A 17,741-nucleotide genomic window follows, 5' to 3' on the forward strand; every position below is an offset into this window, starting at 1 on the left:
TACGGTTTGGTGATGATTTAAGACCTCTTTTACACAACGAAGTTTAAATTCATAATTATACTTGACTTTTCTTTCCATAAAAATACCCTCAAATAGTGTCTAACTTTTTGGGGGCAGTCTATTTTCTATTCGGTTTTTATTTGCTAAATTACGTGCTAAACCACGCAACGTATCATATACAAAACCGTTGTGCGTAATTAGAGCAACCCAACCTTAATTCCAGTAAATTAGAAAATATTGAAAGAAAATCTATATAAATATATAAATAAAGCCGATTGGAAAAACACGGGTTTTTGTGAAAACAAGGCATATGTTTGTAGCCAATTTTCGAAACTAATTTATAATTACAAGCCTACTGACAAAAAAGACCGAACGAATTTTTTTGAAATTAACGAAGAAACTTTAAGCAAGAATCCAAACATCAGTGCTTTCAACACTTTTATTAATAATTTCGATTTTAGGGTTATTTTTATTTTTGAAAATAAAGATTCAGTAACTATAGGATTGTCAATAAATAGAGCAATTATTATTGCTTCAAGAGGAACAAGTTATTGGAAAGATTGGGGAATAAATTTAAACTTCTTTAAGGCTACAGTTTGTAATATCGAGAAGTTAAAATTTCATAGAGGTTTTAATAAAATAGCAACGAAAACAGTAGATAAAATTTATAAAAAAATATCAGCTGAAACTGCGCCTATTTATTTTACTGGTCACTCTTTAGGAGGAGCATTATCTGGAATATTCTACTATAATTTTACTACTAACTGTAATTGTATTAAAGATGTAAGATTAAAAAACAATAACAAAATATCTGGGTACACTTTTGGAATGCCAAGATTCAGCAATAAAACAGTAAATAAAACCGATAGTTTATTTAATTTATATAATCCTTTGGATATTGTTCCAATGACACCACCAAAGGCATTTGGTTACAAAAATCAAAAATCTGAATATGAGTTATCGGAACTTGGATTAGAATTACGTCAAGAACGCAAACGAATTAAAACACTTAAAAAATTGAGTGTTATTTTTAAAGGGAAAGCCACTAAAGAACATAATATTGACCGATATATATCTTTTTTACATCCATTAGTAAACAATTAACTACGCACAACACCGTGTATAATTAATGGCTGGTTCTCGCCTACTTACGAAAATCCTTGCGGATTTTCTATTCGGTATTTATTTGCTAAATTAGGTGCTTAAACACGCCACTAATCATACACAAACACGTTGCCAGTAATTTTGACTAGTCCTAAAATAAGGCTACATAATTCAAAACAGTGATCTATAAAAACCAAAATTTTATAAACAGTTATTTCGCTGAACTGAATTTCCTCTTCCGAAAAAATCAAAAAAAAGCCTTTCAATTTCTTGAAAGGCTTCTGTTTACTAGTGGTCCCACTTGGGCTCGAACCAAGGACCACCTGATTATGAGTCAGGTGCTCTAACCAACTGAGCTATGGGACCTATTGTTATGAATAACAATATTCTCTTTAAAAGAGTGTGCAATATTACTACATATTTTAAAACTCTACAAGAAATTTATGTCAATTTACTTTATAATGTCTTGACACAACTCAATCAAAACGCCATTTGTTGCTTTTGGGTGCAAAAAAGCAATGAGCTTATTATCTGCACCTTTCTTGGGTTTATCATGAATCATTTTAAAACCTTCACCTTTTAATCGTTCAATTTCTTTCTCTATATCTGCCACTGCAAAAGCAATGTGATGAATGCCTTCTCCCTTTTTTTCTATGAATTTTGCAATAGGACTATCTTCTGTTGTTGCTTGTAATAACTCTATTTTATTAGGTCCATTCTTAAAAAAAGACGTGATTACACCTTCGCTTTCTACAGCTTCAGTTTTGTAATGTTTTTTTCCGAAGAGAGATGCAAACAATTCATTTGATGCTTCAATATCTTTTACTGCAATACCTATATGTTCTATTTTTTTCATCAAAACTTATTTTAGTTACCACAAAAGTGGGAATCTATTTTATCATTTCCTCTTTCAAAAATAACATAATCCTTAATTATCGCCTATTTTTGCAGTTGGAAACCAAAACTTGGTTTCATTTTTGATAAAAGTCGTTATATTAGTAAGAACTGATGATGAAGTAACTACGACTTAAATTTAATACAATGGAAGAATTTACCCAAAGACAGAAAAAAATTGGCGGACTTTTACAAAAAGATCTCGCAGACATATTACAAAAAGCAGCTACAGATGGCGGAATGCGTGGAGTCATCATATCGGTAAGTAAAGTAAATGTAACCACAGATTTATCTGTAGCTAAAGTATACCTTAGTGTTTTCCCTAATGGAAAAGGAAAAGAATTGATTGAAGGCATTCGATCAAACACACCTTTAATTCGTCACGAAATGGCACAACGTACTAGAAACCAATTACGTCGTATGCCAAATTTAGAATTTTTTATAGACGACTCTTTAGAATATATTGACGGAATAGAAAGGTCTCTCAAAAGAGAAGATGACCCAATTAAAGAAGCAGATCTTTTATCTAAGCGTAAAAAGAAATAACCGGTTTTTTAAAACCTCCAGAAAATAGTTTTACCTTAAACTTGTTATTCCTTTTACAAATAAGAGCATGAACTTCTCGTTATATATAGCAAAGCGCTACCTGTTTTCTAAAAGCAGTAATAATTCTATTAATATAATGACCATTATTGCAGCTTCAGGTACTATAATTGCTGCAGCTGCTTTATTTATTGTGCTCTCTGGTTTTGCTGGATTAAAAAGCTTTAGCCTCGAATTCTCCTCCTTTGTTGATCCAGATTTAAAGGTCTTCCCCTTAGAAGGGAAGTCGTTTGTCATATCAAAAGAAGATGCTCTTAAAATTAATACTATTAACGGAATTCAAAGCTATTCTAAAACCATTGAAGAGCGTGTTATTTTAGAATTTGATGGTAAAAAGCAAATCGTTACCATGAAAGGTGTTGATGAAAATTTCACTAAGGTTACTGCTATTGACACTATGGTTTACTACGGAAATTGGCTCGAAAGAGGTACTAATCAAATTGTTTCAGGTGGAGGGATTTCTAACAAACTATCTTATGGAGTTCTTGATCTCACCAGGAATCAAAAAATATATGTTCCAAAACCAGGAAAAGGACAAATCACCTCTGTAAAAGGTGGATTTAATTCTGTATTAGCATACAATATTGGCATTTTTGATATAAATCCTGATTTAAACAACGAATACATCTTTTCTAATATAGAAACCACTAGACATCTATTAAACTACGATGAAAATCAAGTATCATCAATAGAATTAAAATTAGATGCAGAAGCTGACGAAGTTAAAGTTTCCGAAGCATTAAAAACCATTTTTGGAAACACTGTAGAAGTCAAAAATAGAGCTCAATTAAATGACGCACTCTACAAAATGCTTAATACCGAAAATATGGCTGTTTACCTCATTTTCACTTTGGTTATTATCATCGCACTTTTCAATGTTATTGGAGCATTAATCATGATGATATTAGATAAAAAGGCTTCCTTAAATACACTCTTTAATTTGGGAGCAACAACAAAAGAGATCAGACGTATTTTCTTTTTACAAGGTAGTTTAATGACTATTCTTGCTGGTACAATTGGTTTAATTTTAGGATTTGTGATTATATTTTTACAAAAGCAGTTTGCGCTAATTATGTTGACACCTTCATTGCCTTATCCTGTAGAAATTAAAGCAATTAACTTTGTCATTGTATTAATAACAATTACTGTTTTTGGAGTACTTGCTTCAAAACTAGCTTCGCAAAGGATTTCTAAGAATTTGGTGAAAAGCTAAATTAAGGATTAAGAAAACTGATAATCACCAAACAACTCCAATACCTCATCAAAAGCAGCAAAAACATCTTTTGAGTCGTCACTTGTGACCATTTTCATTCTGTGCTCTTTGAAATTTGGAATTCCTTTAAAATAGTTGGTGTAATGACGTCTGGTTTCAAAAACGCCTAATTTTTCACCTTTCCAATCAATAGACATTTGAAGATGACGTCTCGCTGCATCCACTCGTTCTGCCATTGAAATTGGATCTAAATGCTCACCTGTTTCAAAAAAGTGTTTCACTTGTTTAAAAAACCAAGGATTTCCAATTGATGCACGACCAATCATACAACCATCTAAACCGTAACTGTCACGCATTTCCATGGCACGTTCTGGTGTGGTGACATCGCCATTTCCAAATACAGGAATGTGCATTCTAGGATTATTTTTTACAGCTGCAATGGGTTTCCAATCTGCATCACCTTTATACATTTGCGCACGTGTTCGTCCGTGAATTGAAATGGCTTTACAACCAACATCTTGCAATCGCTCAGCAACCTCAACAATTTTTATAGAATCGTGATCCCAACCCAGACGCGTTTTTACGGTAATAGGCAAATTGGTGCGTTTTACCATTTCTGCAGTAAGTTGTTCCATCAAACAGATATCTTTTAGGATTCCTGCTCCTGCTCCTTTACTCACCACTTTTTTTACTGGACAACCAAAATTGATATCAATAATATCTGGATTTGAACGCTCTACAATATCAATGGTTTGAAGCATACTTTCCATATTAGCTCCAAAAATCTGAATGCCAACAGGTCGTTCTTTTTCGTAGATATCGAGTTTCATGACGCTTTTTGCTGCATCACGAATAAGGCCTTCGCTAGAGATAAATTCGGTGTATACAACGTCTGCACCTTGTTCCTTGCACAATGCTCGAAACGGTGGATCGCTAACATCTTCCATTGGTGCTAACAACAATGGGAAATCTGAAAGTTCTATATCGCCTATCTTTACCAAACTCAATTTATTTTGCGCAAAATTAGGGTTTTTATTCAGCATAAAAAAAGCCTCTACTTAAAGTAGAGGCTAATTATAAAATTGTTTTATACAATTTAATCACTTTATGATAAATTAATCAAAAGGTATTGGTAGTTTAAATTGACCATCTGTAATTTCAATTACGTCACTTGGATCATCTACGTTATATAATTTCATTGAAAAATTACCTTCTAACAATTGCTCTATCTGTAATGTTTGAGCTCCAATTGTAACATTATTGCTTACAGAACTTGTTATTTGAAAAGTACTTCCTGTTTGGTCTCCACCTAAAGAATTATAATATACGTCTCCTGTAGAATCAAATGTAAAATGTGCACTTACGTCTCCTGTTGAACCAGAAACAACATTATCACTAACTGCATAATCATAAAAACTTACAGGAAAAGCGTCGTTAAAGGTTTGAGAAGCACTCTCATCTGATCCACATAAATAAAAGCGAATGAAATCAAAAGACATATTAGGTCTATTCTCAGTTTCAAAGTCAGGATACACACCAATAGAATAATTTAAACCTCCAGTATCTGGGTAATAAGCGCAAGTTGTTGTAATAGAATTACCAGAAAGGGATAAATAATAATCTGCAGTTGTAGCTGTTTCTAATTGTCCATAAACAAATGGTTCGCCATTAACTTTTCCGGAGATAAAGTATAGATAATCATCTTGATTAACGCTAGGATCAGAAGAATCATCACTGCCACAAGCTGTCAAAAGAATAGCAAAACATAAAGTGCCAAGAAATTTTAATTTTTTCATAAATAGAGTTTTTATATATTAACAACTAGCAAATCTAGAATTTTTCTTACAAAAACCTATTTTCATGACTTTAAAATCATTTTAAATTGCAAATCCCATTTCAACCAGAGGTCTTCGGTATTACTCTAAATATTCACCTCATTTTAGAGTACCTCGCCTTTTTTATTGCCTTTAGATATTATGTGATTTTAAGGCGCAAAAGTGACGACCATATCAATTCTGGAAATCGGTTATCTATCATTCTTGGTGCAGCTTTAGGCGCATTGATTGGCTCTCGCTTCATTGGGATTCTTGAAAACCCTTTAGTTGATTTTTCCGAAGCAAATAGCATTCAACTCCTCAATACAAAAACCATAATGGGTGGATTATTTGGCGGATTGCTTGGTGTGGAGCTTGCTAAAAAAATTATTGGTGAGCAATCGTCTTCAGGAGATTTATTTGTGTTTCCTATTATTTTAGGCATTTTTATTGGTCGCGTTGGTTGCTTTCTTTCTGGTATCAATGAGTTCACCTACGGAAATGTAACCAACTCCATTTTTGGGATGGATTTAGGCGACGGATTGCTTCGTCACCCAACCTCTCTTTACGAGCTCGTTTTTCTGATACTTTTATTTATTGGATTACAATTTCTACGGAAACGTGCCAACCTGAAAAATGGTGAACTTTTTAAAATTTTTATGCTAGCTTACTTTGGATTTAGATTTATTATTGAGTTTTTAAAACCAAATGTTTTTCATGTGTTTGGGTTGAGCACAATTCAGCTTTTATGTGTAATTTGTTGGTTGTATTATAGTAGAACGATTGCCAAACTTTTACTTGGCTGGAAGTTGCGTTAGGGATTGAACGGTTTGTTTGAGCTCTCCAGGCTTTTTAGTCTGGAAGCGAGTAGTGAAAGCTCGACCTTTTGCGATCCTACAATCCCGATAGCCATCGGGATTGTAGGCATGAGTAAAAGGTAACGCCCAAATTAAAATTATAAAATTAAATTATGCCAGTTAGAAACTATACCTATTACGATTTTACATTAAGCTTGTGTCCGGAATGTTTAAGACGTGTAGACGCTAAAATCGTTTTTGAAAACGGAAACGTATATATGCTCAAACGTTGCAAAGAACATGGCAATTCTAAGGTTTTAATTGCAGATGATATTGAGTACTACAAAAACATGCGACACTACAACAAACCAAGCGAAACACCTTATACGTTTAATACAAAGACCGATTATGGTTGTCCGTATGATTGCGGACTATGTCCAGACCACGAGCAACATTCCTGTCTAACGGTTGTAGAGGTAACAGATCGTTGTAATTTAACGTGTCCAACCTGTTATGCTGGCTCTTCACCAACGTATGGTCGTCATCGCACGCTTGACGAAGTTAAAGCGATGCTCGACACGATCGTCAAAAACGAAAAGGAACCTGATGTGGTTCAAATTTCGGGAGGCGAACCAACGATTCATCCTCAGTTTTGGGAGATTATGGATTATGCAAAATCTCTTCCTATTCGACATTTAATGCTCAATACTAACGGAATTAAAATTGCAAAAGATTTCGCTTTCACTGAACGACTAAAAACGTATGCTCCAGATTTTGAAGTCTATCTTCAGTTTGATTCTTTCGAGAATAGCGTATTGCAAGAATTACGAGGTGCAGATTTAACTGATATTAGAAAACAAGCCATTGACAACCTTAACAAACTAAACCTATCAACCACTCTGGTTGTCGTGCTCCAAAAAGGATTAAATGATGGAGAAATAGGAAAAATTATAGAGTATGCTTTAAAGCAGAAATGTATTAGAGGTGTCACATTTCAGCCCACACAAATTGCTGGTCGTTTGGATAATTTTAATCCCGAAACAGATCGCATGACCTTAACAGAAGTACGTCGTAAAATCATGGAACAGACTACTATTTTTAATGGAGATGATTTATTGCCTGTACCTTGTAATCCTGATGCTTTAGTGATGGGTTATGCTTTAAAATTGGGTGATGAGGTCTTCCCATTAACGCGATATATTAACCCGAATGATTTATTAGACAATAGTAAAAACACCATTATTTATGAGCAAGATGAACAACTTCAAGGTAAAATGATTGAGTTGTTTAGTACTGGGAATTCCGTAGAAAAAGCAGAAGAGAATTTAAAGTCTATTATGTGTTGTTTACCAAATATTGATGCACCAGAGTTGGGTTATGACAATTTGTTTAGAGTCATCATTATGCAATTTATTGATGCTTACAATTTTGATGTGAGAGCAATTAAAAAATCGTGCGTTCATATTGTAGATAAAGACAATAAAATCATTCCTTTTGAAACTATGAATTTGTTTTATCGCGATGATAAAAAAGCAAAGTTAGAAGCACTTAGAAATGAAATTTTATGATCTCTTTATTGTTAGATAGAAGTGATGGTTATGCTTTAATTTTAATGATTATCGTTTTTATCTTTATTTTTATTCTGCCCTTTGCTATGTTTATCATTGGATTGGTTCAATATAAAGAGCACAAAAAAAGAAGTAAAATAATTTTAAGCATTGCCATAATCTATGCTATTATAAGTATTGGAATTTGTGGAGGCTATAATATTTAAATACGAGAAGACATGTTTTTATCACCTAATATGAATTTAGATGGACTTGTAGCCATGATTATCGCAATCATGTTTGGTCCTGCAATTCTATTAACTATTATTGGTTTAGCAGTTTATAAAAAAAACAAAAAAGCAGCTAAAGTTTTATTCATAATAGCAGCTGTATATGTCATTATAAGCTTAGGAATTTGTGGTGCACTTATAGCTGGATAATACGTTTATTTAAAATCCAAAGTCCGTAGAAACCTAAAAAGAGCTCTGCAATTGTTCCGAAGATATAACCAGAAGTTGGTGTGCCATCAATTAAAATACTCAAGACTCTACCAAACCCCAGACCTAACATAAAAATGATATTGGTTAGGATTGCAGGTTTTAAAAAATTGGATTTAAAAACACCTAATATCCAAAGCGTAGAAAAGCCCAAATACAATCCCATAATCGCCTTGTAGAAATTATGCTCATCAACAGTTTCTAAAAACATATCAAAGCTTAATTCTGGTTTAAAACCATAAACAAAAGCTACAGGAACAACAATACACACAGAAATAATTAGGTGTATCTTATTGATGATGTCTTGTTTGGTTTTTAGCACAAATAGGATTTAAAATTCAATATTAGCCTCAACCTCATCATCACCACGTTTCACAATAACTTTAGTTTTATCTCCAGTATCAAAAGTAGATAGTGCTAGCATATAACTCATCATATCTGTGACCAAACTATCTCCAAGTTTTATAACGATATCTCCTTTTTGAAGTCCTGCTTTTTGCGCTGGCTTATCTTCACTAATGCCATCAATTCTCATGCCTTTTCCGTCAAAAAGATAATCAGGTATTACACCTAAACCAACTTTAAATCTTGGCACATCTTCACTTTCATTTTTTGTCTTTCTGAAAGGTAACTTTCCGTTGTCATCTAAGTCTGAAATAATATCAAATATGTAAGACGAAATCGTTTCCATACCTTCATAATTCAACTTCTCAGTATCATCTCCTGGTTTGTGATAATCTTCATGCTGACCAGTGAAAAAGTGTAACACAGGAATATCACTATTATAAAAAGATGTGTGATCACTTGGTCCTACTCCAGATTCGTTTTGTATAATTTTAAATTTAGAATTGTTGGCTTTTACCACTTGCTTTAAAATTGGTGATGTTCCAACTCCATAAACCGCTAGTGTACTATCTTGTTTTAATCTACCAACCATATCCATATTAAGCATGTAATTTGCTTTGGTTAAATCTATCGTTGGGTTTTTAGTGAAATAATTAGAGCCTAAAAGTCCCATTTCTTCTCCAGAAAAAGCCATGAATAAATAGTTATTGCCTTTATTCGCAGATTTCAATTTTTTAGCTAAGTTGAGTAAAACTGCTACACCACTTGCATTATCATCTGCTCCATTATGAATTTCTTTTTTGTCGCCTCTAAATAAAGACCCTTCTGCACCATAACCTAAATGATCATAATGTGCACCAATAATAATCGTGTTTTCTGCTTTATTATCTAAAAATCCAATCACATTAGTTCCTGTAATTGTACTATCTCCATCTACAACTTTATAATTAACCTCTTGATGCGGATCTGTTTTTGGTTTGAACGTAAATGTTTGAAAATAACCGTCAGGTCCTCTAGTCTCTAGTCCTAAACTCTCAAAACGCTCTGCAATATAATCTGCAGCTGCAAGTTCACCATCAGTACCTGTTTGACGACCTTCTAGCTTATCATCTGCTAAAAAAGAGACGTCTTCTTTAATGGTAACATCTTTAATTTTTTCTTCGGAATTTGTCTTACAAGCGGTTAAAACCGTCAAAAAAAGAACAATAATTAGGTGATTGAAACGCATATATCTTAATTTTGCACAAAATTAAGTAAATAATTCAATCATACCTACAAGGTTTTAGAAACCTTGCAGGAGAAACAGAGTTTATGAAATACACATTCTTAGCACTAATAGCAATCGCATTTTTAAGTTGTAAAAACGAGCCTAAAACAGCTTCCGAAGAAAAAGAAATTCAACCAACAGAAACTATAGAAGCAGGAAAAGACTCACTAATCTATCCTGAAGAAAAACATTTTAAAGCCATTCGTCAAGTAACCTTTGGTGGTGACAATGCAGAAGCTTACTGGAGTTTTGATGATAAGCAATTAGTGTTTCAATCTAATAGTAAGGCATGGAATGTGAGTTGTGATCAAATGTTTTTGATGAATGCTAATGAGACGTTTACAGATAGTATTGCACCTCCTATGATTTCAACTGGGAAAGGACGAACAACATGTGCTTACTTTTTACCAGATAATAAACATATTATTTATGCATCTACGCATTTAGAGCAAGATGAATGTCCTGATACGCCTTTACGTAAAAACGGAAAATACATTTGGCCAATCTATGACAGCTACGATATTTTTATAGCAGATTTAGAAGGAAACATCGTTAAGCAATTGACTAACGAAATTGGGTACGACGCAGAGCCTACAGTATCTCCAAAAGGTGATAAAATTGTGTTTACCTCAACGAGAAGTGGCGATTTAGAATTATACACCATGAATATTGATGGAAGCGACGTAAAACAAATTACCAATGAATTAGGTTATGATGGAGGTGCTTTCTTTTCTCCTGACGGAACAAAACTCATCTTTAGATCATCTCGTCCTAAAACAGAGAAAGAGATCAAAGAATACAAAGATTTATTAGCTGAAGGCTTGGTTGAGCCAACAGAAATGGAATTGTACATCTGTAATGCAGATGGTAGTGATTTACGTCAATTAACCGATTTAGGAAACGCGAATTGGAGTCCGTTTTTTCATCCATCTGGTGAGAAGATTTTATTCTCTTCTAACTTTGAGGCAGTGCGTGGATTTCCATTTAATTTATATTTAATTGATCTTGACGGTAAAAACCTAGAGCGTGTCACTCATGGAGAAACGTTTGATGCGTTTCCTGTGTTTTCAAATGATGGTAAACATTTAGCGTTTTCTTCAAATAGAAATAATGGTGGTGGACGTGATACGAATTTGTTTATTGCAGAATGGCAGGATTAACTCTTCATGCGAAAGCAGGAGTCTTTAAGTAAAAAAAAGATTCTTCGCTACGCTCTGAATGACAAAACATTTCCGAAGAAAAAATTAATTACCACCTTTGTTTAAGCGATTCCGCTCATCTGTAGTAATTGTTCTTTCATTAGATTCTAGTCTAGTATTTCCAAATTTATAACGGAAACCCAATCTCACATACCGATCATCTACATCAACAAATTGCCTGTTAAACTGGTTTTGATATTGAGTGCCTGAATCAAAATCGTGCATGTTGAATAAGTCACTTACCGATAGAGAAATAATACCTTTTTTCTTTAAAATAGTTTTTGATATTGCTAATTCAGATATTAAACGATCTTCTATTAATTGAAATCCTTGTATGTTTTTACCAGACCAAGTCAATGACAAGCCTATGTTTAAACTTTGATCTTTTAACAAAGAAAGACTCGTATAAAGCTCAGAATAATTAGACCATTGATCTTGTGTAACAAACCCATTCCCAAAATCAGTTTGTTCTTCAATATTATAAAAAGAAGTTACAGCATATATGTACCAGCGATCGGTAGCATCAAAAGAAATACCAAAATCAAAACCAAACTCTACTGTTTTATCAAAATTCACCGATTGAAACTCAATAATATTAGTGACATTATTCTGTCTCGGAATTTCTGAAATAGCGCCATCATAATTTTGATAATAAGCTTCAATAAAAATCAATTCGTCAAATAAAGATGTTCCTACAACATAATGATCTAAAAATGTGGGTACTAAATTAGGATTACCTACAACAGCATAATTCTCATTTAAAAAGAAGCGAAACGGGTTTAAATCAGCATAACCAGGTCGTACAATACTTCGCTTGTAATTAGCGTATACATTATAACTGTCGCTTATATTATATTGCACACTCGCATTAGGAAATAGCTCTAAATAGTCTTGAGTATTAATTTGACTTGTAGATAAAGAGATACCCTCTATATTGGTTTGTTCTGCTCGTAATCCTGCATTGATACTCCACTTTTCGGTATTTAATGCATAATTGGCATAAGCTGCGTAAATGCGCTCATCGTAATCAAAAACATCTGAATTTAAATTGTCAATAGTTTCGATTCCTGTATTTAAATCAACATCAAACTGAAAAATATCACTTTCAGTTTCTATACTTGATGTTTTTACACCAGCCTCAAACTCTGAGCTATCATTGATAGGTAAGTTATAGTCTATTTGCGCTGCAAAAATTTGAGTGTCTTGATTCGCATTTGTATTAAATGCAGACGTATTTTGAAAATCATTATTGCCATCAAAAAAGTTACTCAAAACACCTTGATTTCTTTCGTAATTGTAAGTTGTAAAATGACCGTTAAATACTAAAGCGCCTTTGGTAAGATTATGTCTAAAATTAAGGTCAAAACCAACGTTATACTTGTTGTCACGCGATAAATTATCTGCTGTAAAACGTGATAAGAAATCATTATTAACATCTGTAATTGTTGTATTGTTGTTGATGCTATACTTAAAATAAGGGATATAAACAGTATTTGAAGACAGGCTTACGATATTATTGTCATTAATAAAATAATCAAAATTTGCATTGAAATTATGAGTTTCAGACCAAGTATTTCGATTTGTTACTGATCGCCAAGATTCATCTACTGTATTTGAGTTATTCAAAAAATTAATTGTATCGTCACCACCTCTATTAATTTTGTCCTTTGAATAATTATAATTTACATTGAAGCTAATATCCTTATTCTTAAAAAAATGACTAGTTCCTATATCATATCTTGGGAAGACACCTTGCGTAAAATTCGTATTTACACTGCCTCGGTAACCTGTAATAAGATTTTTACTCATTACAATATTTAAAACCACACCACTCTCTGCATCATATCTTGCAGAAGGATTTGTAATTACCTCAATAGATTTTATTGAATTTGCTGAAGAACCTTCTAAAAGCTGATTTAAATCTTCTGAAGACAAATGTACTTTCCTATCATTAATATAAACCGTTGGATTTGAGTTTTTAACCGTAATCTCGTCACCTAAAACCAAAACTCCTGGTGTGCTTTTTAAAACTTGAAGCATACTGCCTTCTACCAAAGCTGTGTTTTCTATGTTGAAAATAAGTCGGTCTGCTTCTCTAGTTAGTGTTGGTTTTTTAGCAGTAATAGTAACTTGGTCTAAGCTTTCTACATCGTCTTCTAAGGTAATCGTTTTTAAATCTAAGCTTCCGTTGAGTACAATTTTTTGCTCATAGCCTTGATAACCAATAAAGCTTACTTTAAGAACATATGTGTTAGGTTCGAGATTATTAAGAATAAAAAAACCGTTTTCATCTGTAGATGTTCCTTTCAAAACTTCACTTTGGTCGTCATTAAAAATAATAATGCTAGCAAACTCAATAGCACTGTCATTAGCATCTAAAATTTTTCCAGAAACAGAATAGTCCTGTGCATAGCCAAAATATGAGGACAAGAAAAAGAGTGAGATTAAGTGTAGAAATTTCAAATTGTTTTGGGTTTGATATTGCAATATACTATTTGTTTTTGAATCTTATTTACGGTTTTTCCTCAGTAATTCAGCTTTTTGTAAAAATTTATAATATTGTATGCATAATAATTCGATTATATTTGCAAATCTTTACGGAGACGAATTAGAGTATATGAAGAACATTAGGAATTTTTGCATAATTGCACACATTGACCACGGTAAAAGTACACTTGCAGATCGTTTACTCGATTTTACGGGTACTGTGACTGCTCGTGAAAAACAAGATCAACTATTAGATAGTATGGATTTGGAGCGTGAGCGTGGTATTACTATAAAATCACATGCCATCCAAATGGATTATACGTATGAGGGTGAACAATATGTACTCAACCTTATTGATACTCCTGGTCACGTTGATTTCTCTTATGAAGTCTCTCGATCAATTGCTGCATGTGAAGGTGCTCTATTGATTGTTGATGCTGCTCAAAGTATCCAAGCTCAAACCATTTCTAACTTGTATTTAGCTTTAGAAAATGATTTAGAAATTATTCCGGTACTTAATAAAGTGGATTTACCAAGTGCTAATCCAGAGGAAGTTACAGATGATATTGTAGAACTTCTAGGATGTGATCCAGAGGAAGTTATTCATGCAAGTGGAAAAACAGGTTTTGGAGTTGAAAACATTTTAAAAGCAATTATAGAGCGTGTTCCTGCACCTAAAGGAGATGTAGATGCACCATTGCAAGCATTGATTTTTGACTCAGTATACAACACCTTTAGAGGTATTGAAACTTATTTTAGAGTTTTTAATGGCGAAATAAAAAAAGGACAAAAGATTAAATTTGTCGCTACAGATAAAGAATACTTTGCAGACGAAGTTGGTACTTTAAAATTAACTCAAGTCGCAAAGAAAAGTGTAAAAGCTGGTGATGTTGGTTATTTAATTACAGGTATTAAAACAGCAAAAGAAGTCAAAGTTGGAGATACTATCACAGATTTCGCAAACCCAACTACTAATATTGTTGAAGGGTTTGAAGATGTAAAACCAATGGTTTTTGCTGGTATCTATCCTGTAGATACTGAGGATTACGAAGAGCTTCGTAATTCTATGGAAAAATTACAACTTAATGATGCGTCGTTAGTCTTTCAACCAGAAAGTTCTGCAGCTTTAGGATTTGGTTTTCGTTGTGGTTTTTTAGGAATGCTTCACATGGAAATCATTCAAGAACGTCTAGAACGTGAGTTTGATATGACTGTTATTACAACAGTTCCCAATGTATCATATAATGCATACACTAACAAAAATCCAGATGTACCTTTTATTGTAAATAACCCTTCTGACTTACCAGAACCAACAACAGTAAATCGTGTTGAAGAACCTTATATTAAAGCTACTATTATTACAAAATCTGATTTCGTCGGAAATGTGATGTCGCTTTGTATTGAGAAACGTGGTATGGTTTTAAATCAAACCTATTTAACACCTGAACGTGTCGAATTAACTTTTGAAATGCCTCTTGCTGAAATTGTCTTCGATTTTTATGATCGTCTTAAAACAGTTTCTAAAGGTTACGCCTCTTTTGATTATTCTCCTATAGGAATGAAAGTTTCAAAATTGGTTCGTTTAGATATTTTATTAAACGGTCAAACTGTAGATGCACTTTCAGCCTTAATTCATACTGATAATGCACAAAACATTGGTAAGAAAATGTGTGAGAAATTGAAAGAATTAATCCCAAGACAACAGTTTGATATTCCTATTCAAGCTGCAATTGGTGCAAAAATTATTTCTCGTGAAACCATTAAAGCCTTACGTAAAGATGTAACAGCTAAATGTTATGGTGGAGATATTTCACGTAAACGTAAGTTATTAGAAAAGCAGAAAAAAGGTAAGAAACGTATGCGTCAAGTAGGTAATGTAGAAATACCTCAGCAAGCGTTTATGGCTGTTTTGAAGTTGAATGACTAATAAATAAAACAAGAATAACTGAGTAAACAAGGCGTTTTTTACTTCCGAAGAAAAAGTTTATTTCATTTATTTTATCGCACTTTATAAAAATAGATTCCTGCCTTCGCAGGAATTTTTTTATTCCTCTTGTGCAACAACCTCAACATCAAAAGGCTTACCTAAATAAACCAAATGCCAGTTTTCACCTATCTCTTCAATATCCTTATTATAAGAAGATATAATTTTGATTTCTGAGTCTTCATTTTTAATAAATAACGGAATAATCTCCTTATCGTTATCTGACAGTTCAATTAAGCTTTCGTAATGCGACTTATCTTTTAACTCAATTTCTTGGATACTCGGGAATTTTCTAACAACATTACTAAGTGTCGTATAATCATCTGTGTGAGAAAATAAACCTTCTTTAGGATTATTGTCACTATCATGCATTTCATCTATACTAACCAATCTAAATGAGCCATTTTCTCCAAATTGCTCACTAAATTTATTTATAGCATATTTATTTATATCATTACTTCCAGTTAATGCCATTAAATAACCAACATCATTCAATTCTATATTATCCATCAAAGTATCAGAATAAATATTAGTGTTTATTGCTTCTAACCCTAATTCTTGAGCCTTATTAATGTTACTTTGATTACTATCAATTAAAACCACATGTCTTCCGTTAGATTCTAAATAATGACCAATAAGTCTTGATACTTTAGAGGCTCCAACGATTAATATTCCATCAGATTTTTCTAAAAACACACCAACCATCTTAGCAAATAATCGAGCTGTTGTAGCATTTAACAATACGGTTCCTAAAACAATCATAAATACTAAAGGTGTTATATATTCTGCTCCAGGAACACCTTCCTTTGCTAGTTTTAATCCAAATAGTGATGCAATACCAGCTGCTACAATTCCTCGTGGTCCAACCCAACTAATAAAAACTTTTTCTTTTAGCTTTAAAGTAGAGCCATATGTACTCAAAAATACACCTACAGGTCTAATAATAAAAACAACCGCAGCAAATAATACTGCTGTTTTCCATGTGTAAATTAAATATAAATCACTCATATTTATATTTGCAGCAAGAAGAATAAACAAGATAGAAATTAACAAAACACTCAATGATTCCTTAAAGTAAAGTAACTCTTTTAAGTACGGAGAGTTTGAGTTCCCTAAGACCATTCCCATCACAACTACTGCAAGTAATCCAGATTCATGTGCAAACGTGTCAGACAATACAAAAACACCTAAAACTGCTGCTAAAGCAAATACATTTAATAAGTAGTGTGGTACCCATTTTTTATTGATAATAAAATTCATAGCGTGAGCGAATGTGAATCCAAAAGTTGCTCCAAATAATACAATTTTTCCAAATTCTATTAACGCAGTCTTTGTAAATTCTCCGCCTCCATCAACAGTAATAAACTCAAATACTAAAACCGCTACCAATGCTCCAATAGGATCTATTAAAATCCCTTCCCATTTTAAAACTGCCGAGATATCTTTTTTTAATGGAACGTTTCTTAAAATTGGAGTAATCACTGTGGGACCTGTTACAATTATAAGTCCTGAGAATAAAAACGAAATCTCCCAACTTAAGTCAAATGCAAAATGAGCAGCTACTGCTGCGCCAAAAAATGTAACTATAGATCCTAAAGAAATTAACTTTGTTATTACAGGACCTACATTTTTTACTTCACTCATTTTAAGAGTTAATCCACCTTCAAAAAGTATAATACTAATGGCTAGAGACACAAAATAAAATAAACTTTCGCCAGGAAACAACCCTTTTTCACCGTTCCAAATAGGCTCAATCCATTTGCTGCCATCCTCAGATAAGTATTCTGCTGCAATTGGTCCAACTAATAGTCCAATTAAAATCAATGGAAGTATCGCTGGGATTTTAAATTTCCAAGCGAACCATTGTGCCAATATACCTAAGATGATAATTCCTGCTAATTCTAACATGTATCTTTTTTTGAAGGCTAAATATAATTGAAACTATTATAACAGCTCTAAAAAAGGGTTTAAAAACTATGAGAAGTCCAAA

16 protein-coding genes and 1 tRNA gene are annotated in these 17,741 nt (G+C 32.9%); 9 read left to right on the forward strand and 8 right to left on the reverse strand.

The features are described 5' to 3' along the window. Positions 1-237: 237 nt before the first annotated feature. Positions 238-1,104, forward strand: coding sequence for a lipase family protein (locus IM744_RS00005; protein ID WP_194506036.1), 867 nt, complete (start codon positions 238-240; stop codon positions 1,102-1,104). A 292-nt stretch (positions 1,105-1,396) separates the two neighbouring features. Here IM744_RS00005 and IM744_RS00010 read toward each other — a convergent pair. After that, a tRNA-Ile gene (locus tag IM744_RS00010) sits at positions 1,397-1,470 on the reverse strand. An 85-nt stretch (positions 1,471-1,555) separates the two neighbouring features. Next, entirely contained in the window at positions 1,556-1,960 is a 405-nt protein-coding gene (gene mce, locus IM744_RS00015) for a methylmalonyl-CoA epimerase (RefSeq protein WP_194506037.1), read from the reverse strand. Positions 1,961-2,145: 185 nt separating this feature from the next. Between mce and rbfA the strand changes: the two genes are divergently transcribed. Both rbfA and IM744_RS00025 read left to right on the forward strand, forming a co-directional pair. Continuing rightward, positions 2,146-2,544, forward strand: a complete 399-nt coding sequence (gene rbfA, locus IM744_RS00020) for a 30S ribosome-binding factor RbfA (protein WP_194506038.1) — start codon at positions 2,146-2,148, stop codon at positions 2,542-2,544. Positions 2,545-2,611: 67 nt separating this feature from the next. After that, entirely contained in the window at positions 2,612-3,814 is a 1,203-nt protein-coding gene (locus IM744_RS00025; protein WP_194506039.1) for an ABC transporter permease, read from the forward strand. 8 nt (positions 3,815-3,822) lie between these two features. Here IM744_RS00025 and dusB read toward each other — a convergent pair whose 3' ends face one another. Together dusB and IM744_RS00035 are read right to left on the reverse strand one after the other, a co-directional pair. Next, positions 3,823-4,815, reverse strand: a complete 993-nt coding sequence (gene dusB, locus IM744_RS00030; RefSeq protein ID WP_194506708.1) for a tRNA dihydrouridine synthase DusB — start codon at positions 4,813-4,815, stop codon at positions 3,823-3,825. 114 nt (positions 4,816-4,929) lie between these two features. After that, the gene (locus IM744_RS00035; RefSeq protein ID WP_194506040.1) at positions 4,930-5,610 is read right to left on the reverse strand and encodes a hypothetical protein; all 681 of its coding nucleotides are present in this window, start codon (positions 5,608-5,610) and stop codon (positions 4,930-4,932) included. A gap of 86 nt (positions 5,611-5,696) precedes the next feature. Between IM744_RS00035 and IM744_RS00040 the strand changes: the two genes are divergently transcribed. The 4 genes from IM744_RS00040 (at position 5,697) to IM744_RS00055 (ending at position 8,412) form a co-directional block, all read left to right on the forward strand. Next, positions 5,697-6,446 carry a prolipoprotein diacylglyceryl transferase gene (locus IM744_RS00040; protein WP_194506041.1) on the forward strand — a complete coding sequence of 250 codons (750 nt, stop codon included), beginning with the start codon at positions 5,697-5,699 and terminating at the stop codon, positions 6,444-6,446. A gap of 152 nt (positions 6,447-6,598) precedes the next feature. Beyond that, positions 6,599-7,993 carry a radical SAM protein gene (locus IM744_RS00045; RefSeq protein WP_194506042.1) on the forward strand — a complete coding sequence of 465 codons (1,395 nt, stop codon included), beginning with the start codon at positions 6,599-6,601 and terminating at the stop codon, positions 7,991-7,993. Further along, on the forward strand, positions 7,990-8,199 hold the full coding sequence (locus tag IM744_RS00050; RefSeq protein ID WP_194506043.1) for a hypothetical protein: 210 nt from the start codon (positions 7,990-7,992) through the stop codon (positions 8,197-8,199). Before IM744_RS00045 ends, IM744_RS00050 begins: the two co-directional genes overlap by 4 nt. Before the next feature lie 12 nt (positions 8,200-8,211). Beyond that, positions 8,212-8,412, forward strand: a complete 201-nt coding sequence (locus IM744_RS00055) for a hypothetical protein (RefSeq protein WP_194506044.1) — start codon at positions 8,212-8,214, stop codon at positions 8,410-8,412. Here IM744_RS00055 and IM744_RS00060 read toward each other — a convergent pair. Together IM744_RS00060 and IM744_RS00065 are read right to left on the reverse strand one after the other, a co-directional pair. Continuing rightward, positions 8,399-8,791 (reverse strand): DUF4345 domain-containing protein, encoded by a 393-nt coding sequence (locus IM744_RS00060; protein WP_194506045.1) that lies wholly within the window; start codon positions 8,789-8,791, stop codon positions 8,399-8,401. The two genes, IM744_RS00055 and IM744_RS00060, sit on opposite strands and share 14 nt — an antisense overlap. A 9-nt stretch (positions 8,792-8,800) precedes the next feature. Continuing rightward, positions 8,801-10,042, reverse strand: coding sequence for a M28 family peptidase (locus tag IM744_RS00065; protein WP_194506046.1), 1,242 nt, complete (start codon positions 10,040-10,042; stop codon positions 8,801-8,803). A gap of 83 nt (positions 10,043-10,125) precedes the next feature. Here IM744_RS00065 and IM744_RS00070 point away from each other — a divergent pair, with 83 nt between their 5' ends. Then, positions 10,126-11,241: a TolB family protein gene (locus IM744_RS00070; RefSeq protein ID WP_194506047.1), complete on the forward strand. Its 1,116-nt coding sequence runs from the start codon at positions 10,126-10,128 to the stop codon at positions 11,239-11,241. A gap of 84 nt (positions 11,242-11,325) precedes the next feature. Here IM744_RS00070 and IM744_RS00075 read toward each other — a convergent pair whose 3' ends face one another. Then, positions 11,326-13,743 carry a TonB-dependent receptor domain-containing protein gene (locus tag IM744_RS00075; RefSeq protein WP_194506048.1) on the reverse strand — a complete coding sequence of 806 codons (2,418 nt, stop codon included), beginning with the start codon at positions 13,741-13,743 and terminating at the stop codon, positions 11,326-11,328. A 154-nt stretch (positions 13,744-13,897) separates the two neighbouring features. On the opposite strand from IM744_RS00075, the gene lepA reads away from it, so the two are divergent. Next, entirely contained in the window at positions 13,898-15,694 is a 1,797-nt protein-coding gene (gene lepA, locus IM744_RS00080) for a translation elongation factor 4 (protein ID WP_194506709.1), read from the forward strand. A gap of 117 nt (positions 15,695-15,811) precedes the next feature. On the opposite strand, the gene IM744_RS00085 is transcribed toward lepA, so the two are convergent. Beyond that, positions 15,812-17,659 (reverse strand): cation:proton antiporter, encoded by a 1,848-nt coding sequence (locus IM744_RS00085; RefSeq protein WP_194506049.1) that lies wholly within the window; start codon positions 17,657-17,659, stop codon positions 15,812-15,814. Positions 17,660-17,741: the final 82 nt, after the last annotated feature.

This window comes from Psychroserpens luteus (assembly GCF_015319355.1).
GTDB lineage: Bacteria > Bacteroidota > Bacteroidia > Flavobacteriales > Flavobacteriaceae > Psychroserpens > Psychroserpens luteus.

What these genes read in the sequence shown, in the direction of transcription:
- rbfA (WP_194506038.1), top strand. Translation starts at nt 2,146, where the DNA reads ATGGAAGAATTTACCCAAAGACAGAAAAAAATTGGCGGACTTTTACAA.
- IM744_RS00055 (WP_194506044.1), top strand. Translation starts at nt 8,212, where the DNA reads ATGTTTTTATCACCTAATATGAATTTAGATGGACTTGTAGCCATGATT.
- lepA (WP_194506709.1), top strand. Translation starts at nt 13,898, where the DNA reads ATGAAGAACATTAGGAATTTTTGCATAATTGCACACATTGACCACGGT.
- IM744_RS00085 (WP_194506049.1), bottom strand. Translation starts at nt 17,659, where the DNA reads ATGTTAGAATTAGCAGGAATTATCATCTTAGGTATATTGGCACAATGG.
- IM744_RS00035 (WP_194506040.1), bottom strand. Translation starts at nt 5,610, where the DNA reads ATGAAAAAATTAAAATTTCTTGGCACTTTATGTTTTGCTATTCTTTTG.
- IM744_RS00070 (WP_194506047.1), top strand. Translation starts at nt 10,126, where the DNA reads ATGAAATACACATTCTTAGCACTAATAGCAATCGCATTTTTAAGTTGT.
- IM744_RS00025 (WP_194506039.1), top strand. Translation starts at nt 2,612, where the DNA reads ATGAACTTCTCGTTATATATAGCAAAGCGCTACCTGTTTTCTAAAAGC.
- IM744_RS00045 (WP_194506042.1), top strand. Translation starts at nt 6,599, where the DNA reads ATGCCAGTTAGAAACTATACCTATTACGATTTTACATTAAGCTTGTGT.
- IM744_RS00050 (WP_194506043.1), top strand. Translation starts at nt 7,990, where the DNA reads ATGATCTCTTTATTGTTAGATAGAAGTGATGGTTATGCTTTAATTTTA.
- mce (WP_194506037.1), bottom strand. Translation starts at nt 1,960, where the DNA reads ATGAAAAAAATAGAACATATAGGTATTGCAGTAAAAGATATTGAAGCA.
- IM744_RS00065 (WP_194506046.1), bottom strand. Translation starts at nt 10,042, where the DNA reads ATGCGTTTCAATCACCTAATTATTGTTCTTTTTTTGACGGTTTTAACC.